Below are 21193 nucleotides of genomic sequence, written 5' to 3' on the forward strand. Positions count from 1 at the left end.
TAAATTGCGGATGCAAAAATAAACATATTTCTAGATGATGCAAACCAATTTGAAAGTTTTTTTAAAACTTTTTTAGTAGGCCTTGGCAAACAGTACTCTACGCAATGATTTTTTACCAGAATATACACATATACCTTCTTCATTTTTCGCGTTAAGCGGAATACATCTTATCGTTGCTTTTGTTATTTCTTTAATTTTGTCTTCAGTCTCGGTAGTGCCGTCCCAATGAGCACTTATAAAACCACCTTTGGTGTCAAGGGTTTCCTTAAAGTCTTCAAAGTTATCCACAGTTGTTATATGACTATCTCTGTAATCTCTGGCTTTATTATATAAGTTTTCTTGAATTTCTTTAAGTAGCGTTATTACGGTATCTACAACAGTTTCTTTTGCTACAAATTCTTTTGTTAAGGTATCTCTTCGTGCTAATTCTACTGTGCGCTTTTCTAGATCTTTTGGGCCTATGCCTATTCTTAAAGGAACTCCTTTGAGTTCATACTCATTAAACTTCCATCCTGGTTTGTGGGTATCTCTATTGTCAAATTTTACCGATACACCGTGTAGCTTTAAATCTTGTACAAGTTCATTTGCCACTTGAGATATAGCATCTAGCTGCTCTTGATTTTTATAAATAGGAACAATTACTACCTGAAAAGGTGCTAGGTTAGGAGGTAGTACTAAGCCTTGATCATCACTATGAGTCATAATTAGTGCTCCCATAAGTCGTGTTGACACCCCCCAAGAGGTTGCCCAAACGTGCTCTTGTTTTCCTTGGTTTGAAGTAAATTTTACATCAAATGCTTTTGCAAAATTCTGACCTAAGAAGTGAGATGTTCCTGCTTGTAATGCTTTACCGTCTTGCATAAGCGCCTCTATACAATAGGTCTCATCTGCACCTGCAAAGCGTTCACTTTCTGTTTTAACTCCTTTTATAACTGGGACTGCAAGAAAGTTTTCTGCAAACTCTGCATACACATTATTCATAAGCTCAGCCTCTTCTAGTGCTTCTTCTTTTGTTGCGTGTGCAGTATGTCCTTCTTGCCATAAAAACTCTGCAGTTCTTAAGAAAAGGCGTGTACGCATTTCCCACCTTACAACATTTGCCCATTGATTAATAAGTAATGGTAAATCTCTATATGACTGTATCCAGCCTTTGTAAGTATTCCATATAATAGCTTCACTTGTAGGTCTTACTATTAATTCTTCTTCTAGTTTTGCATTAGGATCTACTATAAGTTTGCTTGAATCTTCTGGATCTGTCTTTAACCTGTAGTGTGTTACTACGGCACATTCTTTTGCAAAACCTTCTGCATTTTTCTCTTCTGCCTCAAATAAACTTTTTGGTACAAATAATGGGAAGTAAGCATTCTCGTGCCCAGTCTCTTTAAACATACGGTCGAGCTCTGCTTGCATTTTTTCCCAGATTGCGTAACCATATGGTTTTATAACCATACAACCACGTACAGCAGAGTTTTCTGCAAGGTCTGCTTGAACTACTAGTTCATTATACCATTTTGAATAATCTTCACTTCTTTTTGTGAGTTTCTTGCCCATAAAAATCTATTTTGGCACAAATATTGTGTCTTCTCTTAACGTAAAATTACCAAGCGAAATTAGGTATTTTTACACCAAGCAACAATTAAAACAGCACCGATATGAATTTTTCTACATCACTCAGAACTTCAATTAAGAGTTTATCTTTATCTGCACTTGCAGCTACATTACTTGTTGCTTGTAGTGCCTCACAGCAAGTTTATGATGACGATGGTATATACAGCAGTAATGAATCTGCTAATGCCACTTCGCAAGAAGAAACTTCTTCTAACGGATCAAATACTCAAGTTTATAAGAACTATTTTGAAAAAGGTGCACAAGAGCTCGGTGAGTTAGAAGGAGAGGGAGCTATATTCACAGATATAGAAGAATATTCTTCTGAAGATAGCAATGCTATCTACGTAGACGGAACAGATTTTGAATCTGCTACTGGCTATGGTGCTTGGGGTGATGAGGTTCAAGATGTGCAGGTTACAATCTATAACAATAGTCCTATTTGGGGATGGAATCGCTGGGGTGGTTTAGGTTGGAACGGTGGTTTAGGCTGGGGTAGAGGCTTTGGATGGGGAGGAAACTTCTGGTCGCCTTGGTATGGTGGTGCTTATTACAATCCTTTTTGGGGAGGTGGATTTGCTTACTATAGTCCATTCTACTACTATGGTAACTTTAATCGTTTTAATAATTTTAACTACGGGTATGCAAATCATAGGTATAATGGTAATCGAGTAGCTTATAGTGCTGGTAGAAGATCTATAAATAGTTCTGGAAGAAGAATGGGCGCTACAGATGCTATTGCTGCCTCAAGGTCGAGACTAAGAACTTCATCTAGAAGTAGAGCAACTTACAGCCGTAACAAAGGCACAGCAAGACCTACTTCGAGCCGTAATGGTACATATAGAAATGGAGTGTCTAGAGGCACGCCTAATAGTGCACAAAGACCCTCTACAGGTTCTAGACCTAATACGTACTCAAGACCGTCTTCAAGAACAAGACCTACAACAAGGCCTAATAGCCGTCCTACTAGACCTAGTGGAACTCAATCAAGACCTTCTTCAAGACCTAGCGGAAGTAAAGCAAGGCCATCTTCTAGACCATCAAGACCAACGTCTAGACCAAGCTCTTCATCTAGAAGGAGTTCTTATAGCAGACCGTCTTCTTCTTCATCTCGAAGTAGCGGATCAAGATCTACTTCAAGTTCAAGCAGAAGCGGAGGTCGTAGAGGATAATCCTACACAGTTCATTTAGCAATAAAAACTACATATGAAAAAATTATTTTTAATACTGGCCATTTCGGCCTCAGGAACAACTTTTGCCCAAAGTATAGCAGAAGCACTTAATTATAGTACTTCAAACACAACAGGTACAGCCAGGTATAGAGCGATGGGTGGTGCCTTTGGAGCACTAGGTGGTGACCTTAGTGCTATAGGTGATAATCCAGCCTCAAGTGCTGTATTTACAAAAGGAACGGTTTCTTTCTCTTTGTCTAATGACAATTTAGATAACACAACCACATTTTTAGGAAATAGTACGAGCTCTTCAGACACAGATCTTTCCCTTAACCAAGCAGGAGGAGTTTTTATCATAGATGGAGCTGGAAACTCGGGATGGAATAAATTTTCTTTAGGATTTAACTATGACCGCATAGGCAACCTTGACAATCAATATAGAGCTATAGGCACTAATACAAACTCGATATCTTCATATTTTTCAGATTTTGCGCAAGGAGTACCTCTTGATTTACTAGAAACTCTTGACGGTGAGTCTGTGACTGATTTATATCAATTTCTAGGAGAGACTGAAGGTTTTGGAGCACAGCAAGCATTATTAGGATATCAATCATTTATTCTTGATCCCTTAACAAATGATCCAGGCAATACAGAGTATTTTGTAAATACGGTAGGCGAAGCCTATGAGCAAGAGTATCTATTTGCTTCAGAAGGGTATAGCGGCAAAGCTTCTTTTAACATTGGAGCGCAGTATAATGATAATCTTTACTTAGGCCTCAACTTAAACTCTCATTTTTTAGATTATAATCAATCTACGGTGCTGTTTGAGTCTAACGATGCTGGCCCAGATGAGGGATTTACAAACGTTACCGATATTCGTTTTGAAAATAATTTAAGAACTATAGGAAGCGGCTTCTCTTTTCAACTAGGAGCAATTTCAAAAGTAACTGATAATTTAAGATTAGGATTTACATATGACTCTCCTACTTGGACAACAATAGATGAAGAAACCACACAAAGAATCACAACCACCGCGGTAGATGATGCTGGCGTATTTACTACTGTAGTTAACCCTAGAGTAACTAATGTGTATGAGAGCTATGAGATCAAGTCACCGGGTAAATATACAGGTAGTGCCGCATATCTTTTTGGTAAAAAAGGACTTATAAGTTTAGATTATTCATATAAAGATTACACTGCCTTAAGTTTTAGACCAGAGAGTGATGCCTTCTTTAATGCTCAAAATGCTGCAATAGATAATTTACTCCAGCCAGTAAATGCACTCAGGCTAGGAGGAGAGATAAGAGCACAAGAGTGGAGCTTTAGAGCAGGTTACAGATATGAAGATAGCCCTTTTAAAGATGAAACAACCGTAAGTGAGTTAACAGGTTATTCGGCAGGTGTAGGTTATAATTTTGGAAATGTAAAAGTAGATGTTGCTTATGACAATTTTACACAAGATCGCACTACTTCTTTATACAGTACGGGCTTGACCAATAGCACGACAGTGGCAAGTGATAATACATCTATTATAGCAACACTTACACTAAGCTTATAAAAGTCATCAATTCATCAATCATAAAAAAGACTATCTTCGGGTAGTCTTTTTTTTATAACTGTATGGGATCAATAATAGCATTATCAGGAAGTAACAGCACAAAATCTATAAATACTAAACTACTAGATTATGTAGTATCTAGTATACACAATCATAAGGCTGCAAGCTTATCACTCTTATCTTACGATATACCTATGTATAATCTTGACCTAGAGCAAGAGCGCGGTATTCCCGTAGATATACAGATTATTAAAAATAAAATTGCCGAAGCAGATGGTGTCATAATTGCCGTAAATGAGCACAACGGAATGATATCTGCCTTTTTTAAAAACATATTTGACTGGCTTTCACGTGCAGACCGTAATTTTCTAGCCGGTAAAAAACTTCTTGTGGTAAGTACCTCTCCAGGAGCTCGCGGTGCAGCCTCTGCTTTAAATTATATAAAAGAGACGGCACCACGTTTTGGAGGTGAGGTAGTTGAGAGTTTTAGCTTCCCATCATTTCAAGATAATTTTGATAGTACAGAATCACGCATAACTAATCCTGATCTTGAGATGGGTATTAGCCAAGTTGTGGCTTCTTTTTTACAAGCACTAGATTAGTAATCTCTAGCAACTTCAAGTAGTACTATACTATAAGGCGTGTCTAGCGATACCTTTCCATTTATTGCGGTAACCTCTTTTCCTGAGTATGCGTCTCTAAGTTTTTCCGCTTTCGCGAAAGCGTTACCCACCACAATTTCCTTTTTACCCACAGCTAGGTCTAAACCTACGACTACTGTATCTGTAAAGTTGTCTTTTGTAAATGCTCTTTTAAAGACATAAGGAGCCTCGCTAAGCATCTCGTGAGTACCAGCACCCACCGATGGATGATTCCTTCTAAAAACACCTAGTTTTTGCCAGTGAGAGAGTACATCGCCTGTAGTCTCTGTGTCTATTGTGTCCCAGTTCATAAAGCTTCTTAGAGTTGCATCACCTTGAGTACCTTCTTTAGTAAGATCACGTACCGTCTCATCACCATAATATACTTGTGAGATACCTGTCGTGAGGAGGAGTTTTGTACCAGTTTCTATAGTTTTAGTGCGGTCTTTGTCAAATGGCTGCCCATCATCGTGAGAGGTTGCATAATTTACAAAACTCTTGTCTTTAAACAGGGAGTCTTTTATGTTAGCATATTTATTAAATAAGGATTCATAGTTACCCTGCGCATCATACTTAAATTGAAAGTTGATGAGGTTATCAAATCCATTTTCGAAATAGTTTACCTTTTTATCACCAAAATCATAAGCAAGTCCGCCGTCTACAGAGTAGTTATACACTTCTCCAAACATAAAGAAGTCTGTGTCATCTAGTACTAGATCTGGGTTGTTGGTCTTAAAATCTGCAAATGCTTTATCTGCTTGAGCACGCAATACTACCCAAGACTCTTCATCTACGTGTTTTGTTGTGTCTACTCTAAAAGCATCTACACCATACTCTCGTATATAATCTGTAAGCCATTTTATGATATAGTTACGTGGTGTCTTTTTAAGATTATTTGAAACAAAGTAGGCATCTAGCTCTGCAATTTCTACTTCATAGCGTCCTTCTTTTTTCCACTTTTCTATAAGCGTGGGAGGTAGTGGTACCTCTTTTGAGCTCTCTGTGAGTATGTCTGGTAAATTTTCTACAAGGCTGCAAGCTGTTGTGTTCTCATAGGTGCTAAAAGCACAGTTAGGATTTTCTCTAGCCCAGTCTGTACCCCAGAAAGGATCTTGCTCTGTTACCGGTCCTGTATGATTAAGAACCACATCCATAACGATGCGTATGTCATTAATATGGGCGGTCTCTATAAGCTCTTTGAGGTCTTCTTTTGTCCCAAAGTTAGGGTCGAGAGCTGTCCAGTCTTTTGTCCAGTACCCGTGATAGCCATAAGTAACACCTGTACCTTCATCTACCGGGCCGTGTACTTGCTCAACCACAGGAGTAAACCAGATGGCATTAATTCCTAAATCTGTAAAGTAACCCTCTTTAATTTTTTTTGTGATTCCTTTTATGTCTCCTCCTTCAAAACCTCTCAAAGTGGCAGTTTCTTCTAATCTATTAAAATTTACATCATTTGATGTATCTCCGTTATAGAAACGATCTGTAAGGAGGAAGTACATATTTGAAGCCTCCCAAAAGAAAGGTGCTTTCTCCTTTGCTGGGGCTGTAGCAACAGTAGCCTCTTCCTTTTTACAAGCTATTAGTAAAAGAATTACAGAGGCGCTTAGTAGTGCATATTTTAGTTTCATAATGATGGGTGTTTTAATAGTAGCTAATCTAGTAAATCCTTTTGAAAGTTGAGACGAGTAGATGCCTAAAGAAAATAGTACATTTACGCACTTAAAATATTTTATGCCTTCATTTAAAGTCTGGCTTAGTGCCGCTCGCCCTCGTACCTTACCACTCTCTATAGCTGGTATACTAGTAGGTGGTGGCCTAGCGTTACAAGAAAATGCTTATAATGGTCTCATCTTTGGCCTTGCTATACTAGCTACACTGGGGTTTCAAATCTTATCAAATTATGCAAATGATTATGGAGATGGTGTAAAAGGTACAGATAATGATGAGCGTGTGGGGCCGGCAAGGGCAATGCAAAGCGGTTTGCTCACAGCAACGCACCTCAAAAAAGCTATTATTATCACCTCGATTATCACTATTGTAATAGTACTAAGCCTTATCTATACAGCTTTTGGGAAGGATCAATTTATACTATCTCTCATATTCTTATTATTAGGTATAGCCGCGATTATAGCTGCAATAAAGTATACTGTAGGTAGAAGTGCTTATGGTTATAAAGGATTAGGAGATGTGTTTGTCTTTTTATTTTTTGGTCTTGTAGGGGTGCTGGGCTCTTTCTTTTTATTTACACAATACATACATTTCATACATATATTACCCGCTATTACAATAGGTGCACTTTCTGTAATGGTATTACATCTCAATAATATGCGTGATCGTGTGTCTGATACTCGTGTGGGTAAAAATACCCTAGCCGTTATTTTAGGGCAGAAGGGAGCTGTGCGTTACCATAACATCTTGTTTCTAGTCGCGATTTGTTGCTGGGTGAGTTTTATAGCCTTGAGAGCAACAGATCTTTTAGGCTATGTATCTATCATAGCATTCTTACCGCTGGTTAAGCATATGCTTACGGTAAGAAATACAAAGGAGCACGCCTTGCTTGATCCAGAGTTAAAGAAAGTGGCGTTGTCTACATTTTTACTTGCCGTGCTATTCTTTGTGGGGAGTTACTTTTAAATGTAGTTTTACGCTTTCGCGAAAGCGTAACATAAACCATAATAGTTCTATTATTTATAAGTAGGGCATAAAAAAAAGGAAGCATTACTGCTTCCTTTCTTTATATAACACTTAAAATCGACTAGTTTACAGAAGATGCAAGCTCAGATCCAGCTTTAAACTTTACTACATTTTTTGCAGCGATCTTGATAGTTTTTCCAGTTTGAGGATTTCTTCCTTCACGAGCATTACGCTTAGATACAGACCAAGATCCAAAACCTACTAGAGAAACACGTCCTCCTTTTTTAAGAGTACCTTCAACGTCTCCTAAGAAAGATTCTAATGCTTTTTTTGCTGCAGCTTTAGTGATACCAGCGTGCTCTGCCATTCCGTCGATTAATTCTGATTTGTTCATAATATAATTTGTTAATTAATTAATTGTGGTTAAACTGTATGTTTAATTCCCTAACAAATTTATACGGATTATTCGCCTACGCAAGCAATAGCAAGGGAAATCGGGGTTTTTGTTAATAAGTATGCCCATTTGTTGATAAAGATGGGGCTATTTTTTAATTCTCTTAACGCCTATGGTTACAGGGGTTTAGCGCATTTTGGCATTTTTATCAAACTTATAGCCGTTGAGAAGGTCCTTTACGGCCATCTTTTTCTTGCCAGAAAGTTGCATTTCTGTAATACATATGTAACCTTCTGGAGTTGCAATAGCGAGATGGTCATCTACCTGCGTTACGGCTCCTGAGGGAATGAGCATCTCTTTATCTGCTTTCGCGAAAGCGCTATAAATTTTTACGCGTTGCTCCTTGCCACCATTTTCTAGTATGGTATAAGCAGCAGGGTAAGGGCTGAGCCCTCTTATATGATTGTAGATTTCTTGAAGTGGGGCGTCCCAGTTTATTCTCGTATTCTCACTATGTAACTTGTAAGCAGTCTTTAATTCTTTTGATGAGTCTTGTATATGAGTTTTTACCTCATCTCGCTCAATTGCCTTAACTGTTTTAATCACGAGCTCTTTACCCGCTATCATAAGACGGTCGTGCAGGTGACCGGCATTTTCCTTATCATCTATAGCTAGTGATTCTTGTAAGATAATTTCTCCAGTGTCTATTTTTTCATCTATAAAAAATGTAGTTACACCTGTTTCTGTCTCACCGTTTATAATTGCCCAGTTTATAGGCGCTGCACCACGATATTGAGGAAGTAATGATGCGTGTAGGTTAAATGTGCCATAAGCAGGCATCTTCCATACCGCTTCTGGTAACATTCTAAAGGCAACCACAATTTGAAGGTTTGCCTTAAGTGCTTCAAGTTCTTCTAGAAAAGATTCGCTCTTAAGATTAGTAGGTTGTAAGATGTTGAGGTTTCTCGCTTTTGCAAATGCCTTGACATCGCTCTCTCGTATTTTTTGTCCTCTACCTGCTGGTCTATCTGGTGCCGTAATTACACCTACTACGTTATATCCTTCGTCTAGTAAACCGTGTAAGATGGTCACTGCAAATTCTGGCGTGCCCATAAAAACTATGCGTAAATCTCTCATAATAGGGTGTATGTGTTATTAGGTAAAATGGCTATTTTTTTCTGTTCCAAAAGTAGTCGAATAGAATTGATTATTGTCTGTTGTGGGTATGCTAGTTGTGCAATTTCTCGTGAACTTTTTGCACCGCCTTTAAGTAAATCTATAATGGCATTATCTATAGATGTTCTGGTTTTTGTAACTGTACGGTTTCTACATACATCACAATTACCACAAGGCTCATCGAGCACTTCGTCAAAGTAATGCATAAGCTGTATAGCTCTACACGTAGTATCATTTGCTATATAATCTTTAACGGCTTGCACTTGGTTTTTCTTGTAGTTTTCTTGGGTTTTTATAAACGGAGCAATCACATTAATAGTACGGTCATCTTCTCTAGGGACTAAAAAGGTGATTGCCGTGTCAAAGTTTTGATGCTCGTAGTCTATTATATCATCTTGGTCAAGCGTGAGGAGTACTTGATGTACTTGCTCTAGAGTTTTGCCAGCTTTATTTGCAATGATATTATAGTTGATATTAGTCACCTGTTCAAAGACTGCTCCATACGTACGTAATACAGCCTTTACAACATCGTCTAGTTGATTGTTTCGTAGTAAGTAATAGGTGAGTGCAAAGTCATTTACTTTAAAGTTAATAGTTGCTCTCTTTGTGAACTCTTGAGATAAACTTATGACGCTATTGCGATCTAATACCTGTAACGCATTATAGGTGAGAATTGTGTGCAATTTATAAGCGCCACAAAACTCACTAAAGTTAAAGCGGTGTAAGCTATCTTGTCCTTCTCCGTATGAGATTTGAAAATAGTTTACTAGATGTTTATAGGTTTTTTTTACCGTATGAGTGTCTGGTATTACTTTAAGAAACTGGTTTTCTAGACGTACCTCGTCGTTCTCATTATATAATAGTACGGCTTGAGATTCTTGACCTGCCCTTCCTGCTCTTCCTGCTTCTTGAAAGTAGTTTTCTATACTATCAGGAATTTCTAAGTGCACTACGGTATCTACATCTGCTTTATCTATTCCCATACCAAAGGCACTTGTACCCACCATTACCTGTACTTTATTTGTACGCCAGGCTAAGTATTGTTTATGACGCTCCTCCCTAGACATACCCCCGTGATATGAGGTGGCTGTGATGCCTCGTCCCTTTAAAAAATGAGCTGTATTAAGTGTTGCCTTTCTATTACGTACATATACAATAGCGCTTTGCGGTGTATTTGCGAGTACGGTTTCTAGCTCATAAAACTTATCTGTAGCAAGTCGTATTTTGTATGTGAGGTTTTTTCTATGATATGAAGTTTTAAATAATTGTGGTTGTTTGAGATCTAGTAAAGTAGTTATATCCTCAAGTACCTTAGTTGTAGCAGTGGCGGTGAGAGCAATAATGGGGCAGTTAGGTTTTAAAGCTCTAAGTTTTGAAATATCTCTATATGCCGGTCTAAAATCGTGACCCCATTGCGAGATACAGTGAGCCTCATCTACCGCAATAAGGCTTACATTCATAAGCTTTATGCGTTCTTGTACTAGTTCTTGCTGTAATCGTTCTGGTGATAGATAAAGAAGCTTGTAATTGCCATAAATACAATTATCAAGTAAGGTGTCTAGTTCTCCATAGCTTATGCCGCTTGTAATAGACAGTGCTTTTATCCCTTTCTCTTGAAGCCCCATCACTTGATCTTTCATCAGGGCTATGAGTGGCGATACTACAATAGTAATTCCATCTAATAGAAGTGAAGGCAGCTGGTAACATAATGATTTACCACCGCCAGTAGGTAATAAAGCAATGCTATCCTCACCAGCAAGAACGTTTTTTATAATCTCTGCTTGTTGCGGTCTAAAATTACTATGACCCCAGTATGTGGTGAGTATATCTTTTGCTTTATCTATCAAGAAGTAAGTGTGTTAAGTATAAATTGCGCTCTCTCTTCTACAGGGCCAGTAGGTACAGGTATAGGTGAGTAGCCATACTGTTTATATGTCTGTACAAGATGTTCTTCTATTTCCTTTGCTTGGTCAAAGGTTTCATAACGTTCTTGGTCAATCACGTGTATTTTTTCCCAAGTAGGTAATATAAAAACAAGGTCATAAGTGTGTGCCTTACAAGCCTCAATAAAATCTTCTGGATATTCTTGATTTACAAAGTCCATATATGCCACCGTGTCAGGTATGCCGCGATCTATAAAAACAAAATCATTTTTAAAACCCTCTACATCCTTAAATTGCTTGATACGTGCATCTCTTAACAGGGTAGAAAAGAGTAATGGCTTCTCTAAAAAAAGCTGGTCAATGCCCTCTTTTTGGGCATTGCTTATCACTTGTCGTGATATTTCTTCTAGGCAGGCATAGCCTAGATTTTCTAAGTGATTAAGTAATGTTGTTTTTCCTGTAGAAGGGCCACCTATGAGGAGTATTCTTTTTGGCATAAAAATGGTAATCTTTAAAGCAAAATTAAGCAAACTACAGGGAATGTGATTTCAGTATCTTTGCAATAGAAAATAAGAAGATGGATTCAGGAAAGAAAACAGAAGAATTTTACACAAAATTAAAAGCACAGCTAGCAGACACTTCAATGTGGCCAGCACCATATTTGTATAAATTTATAGTACCAGCAAGCGCCGAAAAGGAAGCACAAATCGTTAAGATTTTTGATCATCTAGGTGCCGTCATAAAGAAAAATGCATCACGCACAGGTAAGTACACTAGCGTTTCTATAAACGTGCGTATGAAAAACCCAGACGCGGTTATAGCAAAGTATAAAGAAGTGGCAGAGGTAGAGGGTGTCATCTCTTTATAGGGTGTGATTACGCTTTCGCGAAAGCGTACTTATAACAAATAACTGTTATCAATTTATTAAACTTGTAAGCATTTATACAAATTTTAGTATTTTGCAGGTGTCTTTACATAAAAGATAACTTCACTTAATTTTTTACAATTGATAGATCAATTAGAGTACAACACGGAGAGAGTCCATCTCATCATACCCGAGTACGGGCGCCATATTCAAAAAATGGTAAATGATGCGACGGCAATGGAAGACGCCGAAGAGCGTAACAAAACTGCAAAAGCAATTATTGCGGTGATGGGTAATTTACAACCGCACTTGCGTGATGTACCAGATTTTCAACATAAATTATGGGATCAGTTATTTATAATGTCTGATTTTAAACTAGATGTAGAGTCTCCATACGGAAAACCATCTAGAGAAGAGCTTGCAGAGCGTCCAGAACCTCTAGAGTACCCACAAAATCATCCCAAATATCGTTTTTATGGTAATAACATAAAGCGTATGATAGATGTAGCGGTCTCTTGGGAAAAAGGAGAGATGCGTGAAGGGCTTGCAATGACTATTGCAAACCATATGAAAAAGTGTTTCTTAAACTGGAACAAAGACACCGTAGAGGATGATGTAATCTTTGATCACCTTTTTGAACTTAGTAACGGTGAGATTAATCTTAAAGAGCGTGACGAGCAGTTACGTGATTCTGATAGATTAATACGTGCTAATAAAAAGGCTAAAGCTGCAGACAACCCAGTAAAGAAAAGAAATTATTCAAAAAACAATAACCGTAAGAAGCGTTATTAAAAATATACCTCAATCTACCTATGGCAACATTTCAGATAGAAGGCGGTCACCAGCTTAAAGGTGATATTCAACCACAAGGAGCAAAAAACGAAGCATTACAAATACTATGTGGCGTACTGCTTACTCCTGAAAAAGTAACCATCAGTAACGTACCAGACATTATAGATGTAAACAAGCTCATTATGATCTTGCAAAATCTAGGTGTAAAGGTTGAGAAGTTAGAAAAAGGTGTTTTTACCTTTCAGGCAGATGAGCTAGATCTTGATTATCTGGAAAGCGAGAAATTTAAGAAAGAAGGAAGCGGTTTACGTGGTTCTATAATGATTGTAGGGCCTTTACTAGCACGTTTTGGCAAAGGATATATTCCTCGTCCAGGTGGAGATAAAATAGGTCGCCGTCGTCTTGATACGCACTTTGAAGGGTTTATAAAATTAGGAGCAAAATTTCGCTACAACCGTGAGGAGCGTTTTTATGGAGTAGAAGCTCCAGAAGGACTCACAGGTGCCTATATGTTACTAGATGAAGCTTCGGTAACTGGTACTGCAAACATTGTAATGGCTGCTGTACTTGCAAAAGGAACAACTACAATTTATAATGCCGCTTGTGAACCGTATTTACAGCAACTCTGTAAGATGATGGTACGTATGGGAGCAGATATAAAGGGTATAGGTTCTAATATGTTAATTATAGAAGGAGTAGAAAAACTAGGTGGTTGCGATCACCGCGTTTTACCAGATATGATTGAGATAGGCTCGTGGATAGGTCTTGCTGCGATGACTAAAAGTGAGATAACAATCAAAAACGTGAGCTGGGATGATCTAGGTGTGATTCCTAACACCTTTAGAAAACTAGGTATCACATTAGAGCGCAAAGGAGATGATATTTATATCCCTGCTCATACAGATGGGTATGAGGTTGAATCATATATAGATGGATCATTTATGACCATTGCAGATGCGCCTTGGCCAGGTTTTACACCAGACTTACTAAGTATCATACTCGTTGTGGCTACACAGGCAAAAGGTGAACTTATGGTGCACCAAAAGATGTTTGAAAGCCGTCTTTTCTTTACAGACAAGCTTATAGATATGGGAGCAAAAGTGATACTTTGTGATCCACACCGTGCAACCGTAATAGGACACAATTTCCAGTCTACACTTAAAGCAACAACAATGACATCGCCAGATATACGCGCTGGTATCTCATTACTTATAGCAGCCTTAAGTGCAAAAGGAACATCTACCATTCATAATATCGAGCAAATAGATCGTGGGTATGAAAATATAGATGAGCGTCTTAGAGCCATAGGAGCTAAGATTACAAGGATAGATTAATCTGATTATTATAGATATAACAAAGGCGCAAATTTAATTTGCGCCTTTTTTTGTTAATGTCATTTCTAAAACGATCTGTATATTACAGTAAAAGTTGAAAACCCCGTGACAAAAAATAAACCCATAATCATAGCGCATAGAGGAGCACAGTCTATCTATCCAGAGCATACAATGCAAGGATATAAAAAGGCAGTACAACTAGGTGCAGATTATATTGAGCCAGACCTTGTGATGACTAAAGATGGTGTGCTCATAGCCCGTCACGAGCCATTTATATCTACTACAACAAATGTCTCAACACTACCACAGTATGCAAATCGTAAGACCACAAAGCTGCTTGATGGGGTTGCTGTTACAGACTGGTTTGTGTCTGATTTTACCATTGGAGAGTTAAAAACATTACGAGCTAGACAGTCGTGGGCAAACAGGACACACGAGTACGATGACCTTTTTGAGATACCTACCTTTGAGGAGATTCTCGCTTTCGCGAAAGCGCACAAAACCACAGCAGGAAACCCCGTAGGAGTTTACCCAGAACTGAAACATCCTACCTATCATAAAGCGCTTGGTTTACCTATGGAAGATCATTTTTTAAAAATGATTAATGCGGCAGGTTATAACAGCAAAGAGTCCTCTATCTATGTACAATGTTTTGAGGTTGCAACCTTGCAATACTTGCGTTCAAAAAGTGATGTAAAACTCATACAACTACTAGGCGCAGCTGGTATTACAAATGATGGTAATCTACTATTTACAAAAGAAAATGGAAGTTATGACCCAGAAGGTCAACCATATGATTTTATAAAAAATAAAGATAAGCGCTCATACCAGTTTTTTACAACAAAAGAAGGTATGGAGTTTATGGCAACCTATGCAGATGCAGTGGGCCCTTGGAAGCCTTTTATTATCTCTGTAAACTCAAATGGTGTATTAACCCCAGTAACTAACTTTGTTGCGCTTGCTCATAGCCACAATCTTGAAGTGCATCCTTACACCTTTAGAAATGAAGATACCAAGTGGGTGACAGATACTAATCATATAGATGAGTATCTACGCTTTTTTGAAGCAGGTGTAGATGGTGTCTTTAGCGACTACACAAATGAGGCAGTCGCTGCTAAAAGTAAATTTTTAAAAAGTCACTAGTTTATTTCTCCCACTCTGTGTGAAAAATACCCTCACGATCTAGTCGCTCATACGTGTGTGATCCAAAATAATCTCGCTGCGCCTGTATCACATTAAGTGGTAGTCGTGTTGAGGTATATGCGTCAAAATACGTGAGTGAGTTAGATAATCCTGGTAGGGGTATTCCATTTACAGCACCAAAGGCTACAAGCTCCCTTGCCGCATCTACTGTATCTTGAATTTTTGGAATAAATGAAGGTGACAGTAATAGGTTAGGTAGCTCACTATCTTCTGTAAAGGCGTCAGTAATATCTGCCAGTAGCTTTGCTCTTATGATACATCCTGCACGCCATATCTTTGCAATAACCGCGATATCTAGGTCATAACCATACTCCTTAGATGCATCTGCGAGTTGATGTAATCCTTGTGCGTAGGTGATTATGTAAGAGAAGTAAAGTGCTTTTTCTGTAAGGTCAGTAAGTTTTTCTTTTGCCATCGTAGCAACCTCTGGGCGGTCATAAAGCGAGTCTGCAACCGTGCGTTCATCCTTAAGTGCAGAAATCTCACGCATACTTACGGCAATATCTATAGAGGGTACTGGTATACCTAGATCCATTGCGTTTTGCGATGTCCATTTTCCAGTTCCTTTTTGCTTTGCTTTATCTAGTATTTGATCTACTAGGTCACCATCTGTGAGAGTGTCTTTTTCGGCAAAAATTTCTGAGGTTATTTCAACCAGAAAAGATTGTAGTCTTCCCTCATTCCAAGACTTATATGTCTCGTGTAGTTCTTGATTACTTAGTTTTCCAGCCTTTTTAAGCACGTCATACATTTCTGACGTGAGTTGCATAAGTCCGTACTCAATACCGTTATGTACCATTTTTACATAGTTTCCGGCAGATTTTGGTCCTAGGTATGCCACACAAGGTTCACCATTATATTTGGCAGAAACTGCTTCAAAAATAGGTTGTACGGCAGCATAGCCAGGTTTTGATCCTCCAGGCATTATGCTTGGGCCTTTGCGAGCTCCTTTTGCACCACCAGAAACGCCAGCGCCAAAAAAGTGTATTCCCTTTTCGGCAAGGTATGCTTCTCTTCGGTCTGTGTCTGTAAAGAAGGAGTTTCCTCCATCTATAATGATATCACCTTTATCTAAGTGCGGTAAGAGGCTTTCTATCACGATGTCTACTACTTTTCCGGCAGGTACTAATAGCATAATTTTACGTGGTGATGAGAGCGCTTTCGCGAAAGCGGAAACCTCTATAGTCGCATTTACTTTATCTACATTGCCGCCTTCATCTATGAGTGCTTGTACCTTTTCTGTATCAAGATCATTACCCATTGCTGTAAAACCATTATCTGCAACGTTAAGTATAAAGTTACGTCCCATAACGCCTAGTCCTACTAAGCCAAAATCATAAGTATTTTTCATAATTGATCTTTCTTTTACTACAAAACAACACCGCCTTGTAGTCGAAATTTTGTCTGTTACAATACACCACGCATCGCACATCAAAAATAGTGGAAAAATATTGGTTTTTTGTGGGTAAGTGGTGTCAAAGTCCGTTGGGAATGGTGTAAAGTTTCAATACTTTTGACCTTAAATAAAACTAGCTCATTATGCGCAAGACAGAGAATCAATTATTAGTCATTTTTGGCGCATCGGGAGACCTCACTGCCCGTAAATTAGTTCCTGCATTATATAAGCTTTATAAAGACAAGCATTTACCAGAGCACTTTGCTGTGCTAGGGGTGGCACGCAGCTTTATGACAGATGAGGAGTTTAGAAAACGTGTAGCATTAGAGAGTAAGTATCTTGATGATAGTGAGGAGTTTATAGCTGCATTTTCAGAAAAGCTGTTTTATGAGGACCTACATAAAAAGTACGATGTAGATTATAGGGAGCTTAACGAGCGTATTCAAGATCTTAATACGACGTATCAATGTGATAATAACATCATATTTTATCTATCTACACCGCCTAGTTTATTTGAGGCCATTGCAAAAAATCTAACAGCAAAGGGACTTAATGATGAACGCCTAGGGTGGAAACGCCTTATTGTAGAGAAGCCCTTTGGTTACAGTCTTGAGACTGCAAAGTCACTTAACGAGGGATTACACAGATATTTTAAAGAATCACAGATTTATAGAATAGATCATTACCTAGGTAAAGAGACCGTTCAAAATATACTCGTCACACGATTTGCAAACAGTATTTTTGAACCTTTATGGAACCGTGATTACATACACCACGTAGAGATTACAAATGCAGAGAGTGGAGGCGTAGAGTCTAGAGGTGGTTATTATGACAAGTCTGGAGCACTTAGAGATATGTTTCAGAGTCACTTACTGCAGCTTGTGGCCCTTATAGTTATGGAGCCACCACTCAGTGCAAACCCTGAGGAGATACGTAATGAAAAGATGAAAGCCCTTAAGTCTTTACGATTAATGACTGACCCAAAGGTGCTGGAAGAAAATACCATACGCGGTCAATATCTAGCCTCAGAGATAGAAGGAGAGAAAGTAAAAGGATACAGAGAAGAGGTAGATGTAGATCCAGATAGTACTACAGAGACCTATGCCGCCGTCAAGTTTTATGTAGATAACTGGAGATGGGCAGATGTGCCATTTTATGTGCGTACGGCAAAGCGTATGCCTACTAAGGTTACAGAAGTGGTGATACACTTTAAGTCTCCACACCATCAGATTTTTAAAAATTCTGATATGAATAAGGATAATAAACTCATTATACGCATACAGCCAGATGAGGGAATCTTAGTAAAATTTGGTGTAAAAGTACCAGGTCAAGGATTTGCAGTAGAGCGTGGTAATCTAGACTTTTATTATGAAAGCCTAGGTGACGAGTCACATATTATGGAGGCTTATGAGCGTTTATTACTAGACGCAATGCAAGGTGACGCTACCTTGTATGCTCGTGCAGATGAGGTAGAGGCAGCCTGGAGATTTACAGACCCTATCTTAGATCACTGGAAAAAAGGTGATGCAAAGATTTATGGATACTCTGCTGGTGTGTGGGGACCACAACACGCAGATGAGCTTATAGAAGGAAAGAGTATGTGGCGTAACCCTTGTGAGAACCTCGCAGACGATGCTGGATATTGCGTTATAGAATAACTAAAGAAACAAGATGAAACTACATATATCAAAAACTAAAAGCGACGTTGCTCAAGATTTTGCAAAATTTCTAATGGACCTTGCAAGTGATAAAAAGTCTATTACAGTAGCCCTTTCTGGAGGAAGTACCCCAAAAATAGTTTTTGATTACCTCGCGGCTAACTATAAGGAAGCAGACTGGTCAAAATTCCACTTTTACTGGGGTGATGAGCGTTGCGTGCTTCCTACAGATGAGCAGAGTAATTATAAGATGACGGTAGACCACTTGTTTTCTAAAATTGAACTACCAGAGGCAAACATACACCGCATACTAGGAGAGAATATTCCAGAGGCAGAGGCGGTGCGTTACTCAAAAGAGCTAGAAGAAACTCTAGCTTCTGAAAATGAGGTGCCACAATTTGACCTCGTGATTTTAGGAATGGGAGACGATGGGCATACGGCATCTATATTTCCGCACGAGATAGGTCTTTGGGATTCAGAAAACTGGTGTGAGGTAGCCACACACCCAGAATCTGGGCAGCAGCGTGTAAGTATTACAGGCGATGTTATAAACAATGCAAAGACTGTAGCATTTCTTGTTACGGGAGCTTCAAAACAAGAAAAGGTTAAGGTAATTATTAATAAAGAAGATAACTTTCTTGATTACCCTGCAAGCCTAGTCTCACCTCAATCTGGCGAGCTGCACTGGTTTATGGATGAAGAGGCGACCTTGCAGTTGTAAATTGTCGGCCTTATTTATCTTATTTATTTTAGAAGTCTTCTTGGGATAATTACGCTTTCGCGAAAGCGTAATAAAAATCTACATCATACCTCTTGATTTAATTACTTTTGCACACTTAAATTAATACAATGATAGCAGTAGATAATCTTGCAGTAGAGTTTAGCGGAGATACGCTTTTTAGTAACGTTTCTTTCACCATAAATGAAAATGACAAAATTGCCCTTATGGGTAAAAATGGTGCGGGTAAGTCTACTATGGTGAAGATTATTGCTGGTGTACAGAAAGCGACACGTGGTAACGTGCGTACGCCTAAGGATGCTGTCATTGCATACCTACCGCAACACCTCCTTACAGATGATGATTGTACAGTTATGGAGGAGGCTTCAAAGGCGTTTTCTACCGTGCTAGATATGAAGGCAGAGATGGATCGTCTCAATAAAGAGCTCGAGACACGCACAGATTATGAGTCTCAAGAGTATATGGATATCATTACTAAGGTGACAGATATCGGTGAGAAATTTTATGCCATTGAGGAGGTAAATATAGAAGAAGAGGTAGAGAAGGCGCTAAGAGGTTTGGGCTTCAAAAGATCAGATTTTAATAGGCCTACCAGTGAGTTTTCTGGAGGGTGGCGTATGCGTATTGAGCTTGCCAAAATTTTACTCAAAAAGCCTGATCTTATACTACTAGATGAGCCTACTAATCACGTAGATATTGAGTCGGTAATTTGGCTAGAAGATTTCTTACTTAACAAGGCAAAAGCCGTTATTGTGATCTCTCACGATAAGGCGTTTATAGATAATATTACAAACCGCACCATAGAGGTTACAATGGGGCGCATTTATGATTATAAAGCAAACTACTCTCACTATCTTGAGTTGCGTGCAGACCGTCGCTCACATCAAATAAAAGCGTACCAAGAGCAGCAAAAATTTATTGCAGATAACCAAGCCTTTATCGACAGGTTTAAAGGAACTTACAGTAAGACTAATCAAGTCTCATCTAGAGAACGTATGCTTGAGAAGCTTGAGATTATAGAGATAGATGAGGTAGATAACTCTGCGCTGGCACTTAAGTTTCCGCCGGCACCACGCTCTGGAGACTTTCCAGTAAAGGTAAAAGAGCTCACAAAAAAATATGATGATCATACCGTTTTTAGCAACGCAAGTATGGATATCGCTCGAGGCGAAAAGGTGAGTTTTGTAGGTAGAAATGGCGAGGGAAAATCTACAATGATTAAAGCCATTCTGGGCGAGATAGAAGTAGAAGGCGACTGTGAGCTAGGTCATAATGTAAAAGTGGGGTATTTTGCTCAAAATCAAGCAGCACTTTTAGACCCAGAGCTCACCATCTTCCAAACGGTAGATGAGGTTGCAAAAGGAGATATGCGCACACAGATTAAAAATATCCTTGGGCGTTTTATGTTTTCTGGTGATGCGATAGATAAAAAGGTAAATGTACTCTCAGGTGGAGAAAAGACGCGCCTTGCGATGGTAAAACTATTACTAGAGCCTGTAAATCTCTTAATACTTGATGAGCCTACAAATCACTTAGATATAAAGTCAAAAGATGTGCTTAAGGAGGCGTTACAAACTTATGATGGTACCCTCATACTCGTTTCTCACGATAGAGACTTCTTGCAAGGCTTATCAAAAAAGGTGTTTGAATTTAAAGAAAAACGTGTGATAGAACATTTTGAAACAATAGATGCTTTCTTAAAGCGTAATCGTATAGAAAACTTAAAAGAGATAGATCTTATGAAGTCTTAATACATCGTATTAGGATTTGCACTTTTTTCTGGCACCTGTTGTATAGAGTCCCAGTGTTCTACAATTTTTAGATTGTTATCAAATCTAAAAAAGTCCATCGTGATGTATTGATCATTACCCGGCCATACTTGATGTGTATGTAAGGCAACGAGGTCATCTTGAGCAATGGCGCGTACAAAGTTGATTGACTTTTCTGGATACTCAGCCTGCATTCTTTCAAAGTAATCTATAAACCCTTGTGTGCCATTTGCCACATCTGGGTTGTGCTGTATATACTCATCTCCTACATAGAGCTCAACAGCCTTTTTAGGATTACCTTCGTAAGCCATTTTGTAAAAGTTAATAGCATTTTCTTTCATCTGTGCACGTGTGTCCATAGCTTTTACTTT

The 21193-nt window shown here is 38.6% G+C and carries 19 protein-coding genes; 11 read left to right on the plus strand and 8 right to left on the minus strand.

Annotated features, from left to right (window positions below; translation table 11 throughout):
* Positions 1-72: 72 nt before the first annotated feature.
* A complete protein-coding gene (proS, locus tag MED134_RS13950; protein ID WP_038600360.1) occupies positions 73-1551 on the minus strand; it encodes a proline--tRNA ligase in 1479 nt (492 codons plus the stop codon).
* Positions 1552-1652: 101 nt separating this feature from the next.
* On the opposite strand from proS, the gene MED134_RS13955 reads away from it, so the two are divergent.
* From MED134_RS13955 to MED134_RS13965, 3 genes are all read left to right on the plus strand, one after another.
* Positions 1653-2777: a hypothetical protein gene (locus tag MED134_RS13955; protein ID WP_052084258.1), complete on the plus strand. Its 1125-nt coding sequence runs from the start codon at positions 1653-1655 to the stop codon at positions 2775-2777.
* A gap of 34 nt (positions 2778-2811) precedes the next feature.
* A complete protein-coding gene (locus tag MED134_RS13960) occupies positions 2812-4335 on the plus strand; it encodes an OmpP1/FadL family transporter (RefSeq protein WP_038600364.1) in 1524 nt (507 codons plus the stop codon).
* A 62-nt stretch (positions 4336-4397) separates the two neighbouring features.
* Entirely contained in the window at positions 4398-4937 is a 540-nt protein-coding gene (locus tag MED134_RS13965) for an NADPH-dependent FMN reductase (RefSeq protein WP_038600367.1), read from the plus strand.
* Here the strand turns inward: MED134_RS13965 and MED134_RS13970 are convergent.
* A complete protein-coding gene (locus MED134_RS13970) occupies positions 4934-6607 on the minus strand; it encodes an alpha-amylase family glycosyl hydrolase (protein WP_038600370.1) in 1674 nt (557 codons plus the stop codon). The two genes, MED134_RS13965 and MED134_RS13970, sit on opposite strands and share 4 nt — an antisense overlap.
* A gap of 103 nt (positions 6608-6710) precedes the next feature.
* On the opposite strand from MED134_RS13970, the gene menA reads away from it, so the two are divergent.
* The gene (gene menA, locus MED134_RS13975; RefSeq protein WP_038601319.1) at positions 6711-7613 is read left to right on the plus strand and encodes a 1,4-dihydroxy-2-naphthoate octaprenyltransferase; all 903 of its coding nucleotides are present in this window, start codon (positions 6711-6713) and stop codon (positions 7611-7613) included.
* A gap of 121 nt (positions 7614-7734) precedes the next feature.
* On the opposite strand, the gene MED134_RS13980 is transcribed toward menA, so the two are convergent.
* From MED134_RS13980 to MED134_RS13995, 4 genes are all read right to left on the minus strand, one after another.
* Positions 7735-8007 (minus strand): HU family DNA-binding protein, encoded by a 273-nt coding sequence (locus MED134_RS13980; RefSeq protein ID WP_038600373.1) that lies wholly within the window; start codon positions 8005-8007, stop codon positions 7735-7737.
* A gap of 186 nt (positions 8008-8193) precedes the next feature.
* Positions 8194-9144, minus strand: coding sequence for a methionyl-tRNA formyltransferase (fmt, locus tag MED134_RS13985; RefSeq protein WP_038600376.1), 951 nt, complete (start codon positions 9142-9144; stop codon positions 8194-8196).
* Positions 9141-11030, minus strand: coding sequence for an ATP-dependent DNA helicase RecQ (locus MED134_RS13990; protein WP_084811677.1), 1890 nt, complete (start codon positions 11028-11030; stop codon positions 9141-9143). Before MED134_RS13990 ends, fmt begins: the two co-directional genes overlap by 4 nt.
* Positions 11027-11563 carry an AAA family ATPase gene (locus tag MED134_RS13995; RefSeq protein ID WP_038601322.1) on the minus strand — a complete coding sequence of 179 codons (537 nt, stop codon included), beginning with the start codon at positions 11561-11563 and terminating at the stop codon, positions 11027-11029. The genes MED134_RS13990 and MED134_RS13995 overlap by 4 nt, the downstream gene beginning before the upstream one ends.
* 80 nt (positions 11564-11643) lie before the next feature.
* Between MED134_RS13995 and MED134_RS14000 the strand changes: the two genes are divergently transcribed.
* From MED134_RS14000 to MED134_RS14015, 4 genes are all read left to right on the plus strand, one after another.
* Positions 11644-11934, plus strand: coding sequence for a DUF493 family protein (locus tag MED134_RS14000; protein ID WP_038600378.1), 291 nt, complete (start codon positions 11644-11646; stop codon positions 11932-11934).
* Positions 11935-12072: 138 nt separating this feature from the next.
* Positions 12073-12723 carry a DUF4290 domain-containing protein gene (locus tag MED134_RS14005; RefSeq protein WP_035328269.1) on the plus strand — a complete coding sequence of 217 codons (651 nt, stop codon included), beginning with the start codon at positions 12073-12075 and terminating at the stop codon, positions 12721-12723.
* Between the two features lie 20 nt (positions 12724-12743).
* Positions 12744-14057, plus strand: coding sequence for a UDP-N-acetylglucosamine 1-carboxyvinyltransferase (murA, locus tag MED134_RS14010; protein WP_038600381.1), 1314 nt, complete (start codon positions 12744-12746; stop codon positions 14055-14057).
* A gap of 105 nt (positions 14058-14162) precedes the next feature.
* A complete protein-coding gene (locus MED134_RS14015; RefSeq protein ID WP_237747133.1) occupies positions 14163-15200 on the plus strand; it encodes a glycerophosphodiester phosphodiesterase in 1038 nt (345 codons plus the stop codon).
* 1 nt (position 15201) lies between these two features.
* On the opposite strand, the gene gndA is transcribed toward MED134_RS14015, so the two are convergent.
* A complete protein-coding gene (gene gndA / locus MED134_RS14020; protein ID WP_038600384.1) occupies positions 15202-16611 on the minus strand; it encodes an NADP-dependent phosphogluconate dehydrogenase in 1410 nt (469 codons plus the stop codon).
* A 188-nt stretch (positions 16612-16799) separates the two neighbouring features.
* Here gndA and zwf point away from each other — a divergent pair, with 188 nt between their 5' ends.
* The 3 genes from zwf (at position 16800) to MED134_RS14035 (ending at position 20804) form a co-directional block, all read left to right on the plus strand.
* Positions 16800-18314 (plus strand): glucose-6-phosphate dehydrogenase, encoded by a 1515-nt coding sequence (zwf, locus tag MED134_RS14025; RefSeq protein ID WP_038600387.1) that lies wholly within the window; start codon positions 16800-16802, stop codon positions 18312-18314.
* Positions 18315-18327: 13 nt separating this feature from the next.
* Positions 18328-19035 (plus strand): 6-phosphogluconolactonase, encoded by a 708-nt coding sequence (pgl, locus tag MED134_RS14030; protein WP_038600390.1) that lies wholly within the window; start codon positions 18328-18330, stop codon positions 19033-19035.
* 128 nt (positions 19036-19163) lie between these two features.
* A complete protein-coding gene (locus MED134_RS14035) occupies positions 19164-20804 on the plus strand; it encodes an ABC-F family ATP-binding cassette domain-containing protein (RefSeq protein ID WP_038600393.1) in 1641 nt (546 codons plus the stop codon).
* Here MED134_RS14035 and MED134_RS14040 read toward each other — a convergent pair.
* Positions 20801-21181: an ester cyclase gene (locus tag MED134_RS14040; RefSeq protein WP_038600395.1), complete on the minus strand. Its 381-nt coding sequence runs from the start codon at positions 21179-21181 to the stop codon at positions 20801-20803. The two genes, MED134_RS14035 and MED134_RS14040, sit on opposite strands and share 4 nt — an antisense overlap.
* Positions 21182-21193: the final 12 nt, after the last annotated feature.

It is taken from the genome of Dokdonia sp. MED134, from assembly GCF_000152925.2.
Lineage (GTDB): Bacteria > Bacteroidota > Bacteroidia > Flavobacteriales > Flavobacteriaceae > Dokdonia.

Bases quoted from the DNA above. Each gene is read 5' to 3' on its own strand.
- proS (WP_038600360.1), bottom strand. From the start codon at position 1,551: ATGGGCAAGAAACTCACAAAAAGAAGTGAAGATTATTCAAAATGGTAT.
- MED134_RS13955 (WP_052084258.1), top strand. From the start codon at position 1,653: ATGAATTTTTCTACATCACTCAGAACTTCAATTAAGAGTTTATCTTTA.
- MED134_RS13960 (WP_038600364.1), top strand. From the start codon at position 2,812: ATGAAAAAATTATTTTTAATACTGGCCATTTCGGCCTCAGGAACAACT.
- MED134_RS13965 (WP_038600367.1), top strand. From the start codon at position 4,398: ATGGGATCAATAATAGCATTATCAGGAAGTAACAGCACAAAATCTATA.
- MED134_RS13970 (WP_038600370.1), bottom strand. From the start codon at position 6,607: ATGAAACTAAAATATGCACTACTAAGCGCCTCTGTAATTCTTTTACTA.
- menA (WP_038601319.1), top strand. From the start codon at position 6,711: ATGCCTTCATTTAAAGTCTGGCTTAGTGCCGCTCGCCCTCGTACCTTA.
- MED134_RS13980 (WP_038600373.1), bottom strand. From the start codon at position 8,007: ATGAACAAATCAGAATTAATCGACGGAATGGCAGAGCACGCTGGTATC.
- fmt (WP_038600376.1), bottom strand. From the start codon at position 9,144: ATGAGAGATTTACGCATAGTTTTTATGGGCACGCCAGAATTTGCAGTG.
- MED134_RS13995 (WP_038601322.1), bottom strand. From the start codon at position 11,563: ATGCCAAAAAGAATACTCCTCATAGGTGGCCCTTCTACAGGAAAAACA.
- MED134_RS14000 (WP_038600378.1), top strand. From the start codon at position 11,644: ATGGATTCAGGAAAGAAAACAGAAGAATTTTACACAAAATTAAAAGCA.
- murA (WP_038600381.1), top strand. From the start codon at position 12,744: ATGGCAACATTTCAGATAGAAGGCGGTCACCAGCTTAAAGGTGATATT.
- gndA (WP_038600384.1), bottom strand. From the start codon at position 16,611: ATGAAAAATACTTATGATTTTGGCTTAGTAGGACTAGGCGTTATGGGA.
- zwf (WP_038600387.1), top strand. From the start codon at position 16,800: ATGCGCAAGACAGAGAATCAATTATTAGTCATTTTTGGCGCATCGGGA.
- pgl (WP_038600390.1), top strand. From the start codon at position 18,328: ATGAAACTACATATATCAAAAACTAAAAGCGACGTTGCTCAAGATTTT.
- MED134_RS14035 (WP_038600393.1), top strand. From the start codon at position 19,164: ATGATAGCAGTAGATAATCTTGCAGTAGAGTTTAGCGGAGATACGCTT.
- MED134_RS14040 (WP_038600395.1), bottom strand. From the start codon at position 21,181: ATGGACACACGTGCACAGATGAAAGAAAATGCTATTAACTTTTACAAA.